Source organism: Streptomyces sp. CO7, assembly GCF_053474865.1.
The window spans coordinates 72,461-76,714 of record NZ_JBRIOU010000006.1 but is presented as its reverse complement, the minus strand read 5'-3'; the positions used below and the strand labels follow the sequence as shown (position 1 = coordinate 76,714).

Here is a 4,254-nt window from a genome sequence, read left to right as displayed (position 1 = left end):
AACAGGTCCCGTCGGCACTGCGCGCAGCGATCGAGAAAGTCATGGCCGGACCTTAACCCCCCGCTTCGAGGCCCCCACCCACGCCGTCCGCCCGGCACGGTAGGCTCGTCGCGCCAGTCGAACTCCACGAGGTGGGGTCAGGGAACCCGGTGAGATTCCGGGACTGACGCGCAGCGGTGAGGGTGACGGTCGGGCACGTGCGGGCGCAACAGGCGCCGCGCAGCCACTGGAGCGACGCTCCGGGAAGGCGCCCGAACCGGAGGAACCCGAGTCCGAAGACCTGCTGGCGCTGGCGGTGACGGGCCGCCAGGTCGACCGAGGACCCCGCGAACGGGCCCCTGACCTCGAAGGACTCGCATGTCCCCGATGGATTCCGCCTTCCTGTCCGCCCGGCGTGCCCGGCGCGACCGCTGCCCGGGCGCACTGCGCCCCTGGCAGGCCGAGGACGGTCTCCTGGTCCGGCTGCGCCTCATCGGCGGCCGCCTGCCCACGGAGTCCCTCACCGCCCTCGTCGCCGTCGCCGAACGCCACGGAGACGGCCGCGTCCACGTCACCGGCCGCGCCAACCTCCAGATACGGGCCCTGCCCAGCAACCAGGGCCGCCTCGGCAGCGCCGTCCTCGACGCCGTCGAAGCCACCGGCCTGCTGCCCTCGCGCACCCACGAACTCGTCAGGAACGTCATGGTCTCGCCCCGCACCGGGGTGACCGGCGGCCGCGCCGACCTCAGCCCCGTGGCGGCCGAACTCGACCGGCTGCTGTGCGCCGAGCCGTGCCTGGCCGGCCTGCCCGCGCGCTTCCTGTTCGTCCTCGACGACGGCCGGGGGGACCTGATCACCCGTACCTGCGACCTCGGCCTGGTGGCCCTGGACGCCGGCACCGCACAGCTGCGCGTCGGCGACGGCTGGGGTCCCCGCGTCCCGCTCTCTGAAGCCGCACCGGCCCTGACCGGGCTCGCCCGGCGCTTCATGGACGTCCGGGGAATCGGCCCCACCGCCCCCTGGCACGTCGTCGAACTGCCCGAACCCCTCGGGGAGTCGGCCGCCCCGGACCCAGGACTGCCGAGCCCCGAACCACCCCTGCCACCGGGCCCGCTGCCCGGCGGGGGCCGGCACGTGCCCGTCCCCGACACCGGGCTCGGCTCCGAGGACGTCGCCCGGCTCGTCGACGAGACCCACGCGGCGGGCGCCACCGAACTCACCGTCACCCCCTGGCGCGGTGTGATCGTCCCGGGAGCCGCCGCATGAGCGCCACCACGGCGGCCGGGCGACCCGCGGAGCCCCGCAGGCCCGACCGGCACTACGACTACCTCACCGACGGCCCGGCCATCTACGTCGACTCCTTCGCCACCATCCGCCGCGAGGCCCGCCTGGACCACGTCCCCGCGGAGGCGGAACGACTCGCCGTGCGGATGATCCACGGCGCCGGCCAGGTCGACCTCGCCGACGACCTGGTGATCCACCCCGGGCTGGTGACCGCCGCGCGCACCGCCCTGCGTTCGGGCGCGCCCATCCTCTGCGACGTCACCATGGTCGCCACCGGAGTCACCCGCAGCAGACTCCCACGCGACAACGATGTCGTCTGCCTGCTCGGCGACGAGCGGGTGCCCGCTCTCGCCCGCCGCTGGGGCACCACTCGCACCGCCGCGGCCGTCTCCCTCTGGGAGCCGCTGATGGAGGGCGCCGTGGTCGCCGTCGGCAACGCACCCACCGCCCTGTTCCACCTGCTGGAGATGCTCGTCGACGGGGCGCCCCGCCCCGCGGCGATCGTGGGCTGCCCGGTCGGCTTCATCGGCGCCGCCGAGTCCAAGCAGGCCCTCACCGAACTCGCCACCACCCACGGCATCGACATCCCGTACGTCACCGTCCACGGCCGCCGCGGCGGCTCCGCCATGACGTCGTCGGCCCTCAACGCACTCGCCAAGGAGGAGGAGTGACCGGACGTTTCCACGGAGTCGGCGTCGGCCCCGGCGACCCCGAACTGATCACCCTCAAGGCGGCCCGGCTGATCGCCTCCGCCGACGTGGTCGCCTACCACGCGGGCCGCGGCAAGGAGTCCAACGCCCGCCGCATCGCGGCCTCGCTCATCCCGGACACCGCGGTCGAGGAGCGGCTGACCTACCCGGTCACCACCGGCGCCACCGACCACCCCGGGGGCTACACGGGGGCCCTGGCCGACTTCTACGAGGAGTCCGCCGCCCGGCTCGCCGCCCACCTCGAGGCCGGACGCGACGTCGTGCTGCTCTCCGAGGGCGACCCCCTGTTCTACGGGTCGTACATGTACATGCACGACCGGCTCTCCGAGCGGTACGAGACGCAGATCGTGCCGGGCGTCCCGGCGTTCGCCGCCGCCGCGGCGGCCGCCGCGGCCCCGCTCTCCCGGCAGACCGACGTGCTCACCGTGCTCCCGGGCACCCTGCCCGAACCGGAACTCGCCCGCCGGCTGGCCGACACCGACGCCGCCGTCGTGATGAAGCTGGGACGCACCTTCCCGGCCGTGCGCCGCGCGCTGGAGGCGGCGGGGCGGCTCGACCACGCGGTCTACGTCGAACGCGCCTCCATGGAGGGCGAACGGCGCCTGCCCGTGGCCGAGGTGGACCCGTCCACCGTGCCGTACTTCTCGCTGATCCTCGTCACCGGCGACAGCCGCAACGGGGCCCGCTCGCGCACCCCCGGGGAGCAGGCCACGGCCCTCACGGGATCCGCGCCGGGCAGTCTCGTCTCCGCGACATCGGCCTCGGCGACCTCCGCGACCTCGGCCTCGGCGACCTCCGCGACCTCGGCCTCGGCGGCCTCGGCGGCCGAGCTGCTGGTCGTCGGCCTGGGCCCCGGCCCCGATGCCTGGCTGACCCCCGAGGCGTCCGCCGCGCTCGCCGAGGTCGACCACGTCGTCGGCTACGGCCCCTACGTCGACCGGGTCCCCCAGCGTCCCGGCCTGACCCGACACGCCTCCGGGAACACCGTGGAGCTGGATCGCGCCCGCCTCGCCCTGGAGCTGGCCGCGCGGGGCGAGCGCGTCGCGGTGGTCTCCGGCGGCGACGCCGGGGTCTTCGGCATGGCCACCGCCGTCTTCGAGGCCGCCGAGGACCCGGACCTGCGGCACGTGCCGGTGCGGGTGCTGCCCGGCGTCAGCGCCGTCCAGGCCGTCGCCGCACGGGCCGGCGCACCCGTCGGCGGCGACTTCGCGGTCGTCAGCCTCTCCGACCGGCTCAAGCCGTGGGACGTCGTCGAACGCCGCCTGCGCGCCGTCGCCGAGGCCGACCTGGCGCTGGCCGTCTACAACCCGGCCTCCCGCTCCCGCACGGAACAGATCGCCACCGCCCGCCGCGTCCTGCTGGAACACCGCGCGCCGGAGACCGTCGTCGTGATCGGCCGGGGCGTCGGCCGGCCCGGCGAGTCGCTGACCGTCACCACGCTCGGCGAACTCGACCCCGCGACCATCGACATGCGCTGCCTGCTGATCGTCGGCGCCTCCGGCACCCGTGTCTCGGCGTCGGGCCGGGTCTGGACACCGAGGTGGGTGAAGCCGTGACCGTCCACTTCGTCGGCGCCGGCCCCGGCGCCGCGGACCTGCTCACCGTCCGGGCGGTGCGCCTGCTCGCCGCGGCCGGCACGGTGCTCTACCCCGGCACCTATCTCGACCCGTTGGTCCTCGACCACTGCGCGCCCGGAGCCGAACTGGTCGACACCCAGCGGCTCGACCTGGACCGGATCACCGAGCACCTGGTCGACGCCCACCGGCAGGGCCAGGAGGTCGTGCGCCTGACCTCCGGCGATCCCTCGCTGTACTCGGCCCTCGCCGAGCAGACCCGCCGCCTGGACGCCCACGGCGTCCCCTGGGACGTCACCCCCGGCGTCCCCGCCTACGCCGCCGCGGCGGCCGTGGCGGGGCGGGAGCTGACCGTCCCGCTGCTCGCCCAGTCGGTGGTCCTCACCCGCACCCGGGCCCGGTCGACCGCGATGCCCGCGACCGAGTCGCTGGCCGCGTTCGCCGCCACCCGGGCCACCCTGGTGCTGCACCTGGCCATCACCAGGATCCGCGAGCTGATGGAGGAGCTGGCGCCCGAGTACGGCCCCGACTGTCCGGTGGTGGTCGTCCACCGGGCCAGCCAGCCGCAGGAGTCGGTGCTGCGCGGCACCGTCGCGGACATCGCCGACGCGGTGGAGGCGGCCGGCCTGCGGCAGGCCGCCGTCATCCTGGTGGGCCGGGCGCTCGACCCGGCCCCCGGCGGCGAGTCGTTCCTCTACGACCCGGCC

The 4,254-nt window shown here is 75.5% G+C and carries 4 protein-coding genes and 1 riboswitch; all 4 genes read left to right on the top strand.

All coding sequences use genetic code 11. From position 1 onward, the window contains the following. The first annotated feature begins 98 nt into the window (after positions 1-98). Positions 99-302: riboswitch (cobalamin riboswitch) on the top strand. A gap of 55 nt (positions 303-357) precedes the next feature. Then, a complete protein-coding gene (locus tag ACOV8S_RS21695) occupies positions 358-1,245 on the top strand; it encodes a hypothetical protein (RefSeq protein WP_448319572.1) in 888 nt (295 codons plus the stop codon). Continuing rightward, positions 1,242-1,934 (top strand): precorrin-8X methylmutase, encoded by a 693-nt coding sequence (locus tag ACOV8S_RS21690; protein ID WP_448319570.1) that lies wholly within the window; start codon positions 1,242-1,244, stop codon positions 1,932-1,934. Before ACOV8S_RS21695 ends, ACOV8S_RS21690 begins: the two co-directional genes overlap by 4 nt. Continuing rightward, positions 1,931-3,529 carry a precorrin-2 C(20)-methyltransferase gene (locus ACOV8S_RS21685; RefSeq protein WP_448319568.1) on the top strand — a complete coding sequence of 533 codons (1,599 nt, stop codon included), beginning with the start codon at positions 1,931-1,933 and terminating at the stop codon, positions 3,527-3,529. Before ACOV8S_RS21690 ends, ACOV8S_RS21685 begins: the two co-directional genes overlap by 4 nt. Further along, the coding region (cobM, locus tag ACOV8S_RS21680) for a precorrin-4 C(11)-methyltransferase (protein WP_448319567.1) at positions 3,526-4,254 on the top strand (729 nt) is incomplete at its 3' end. The genes ACOV8S_RS21685 and cobM, both read left to right, overlap by 4 nt.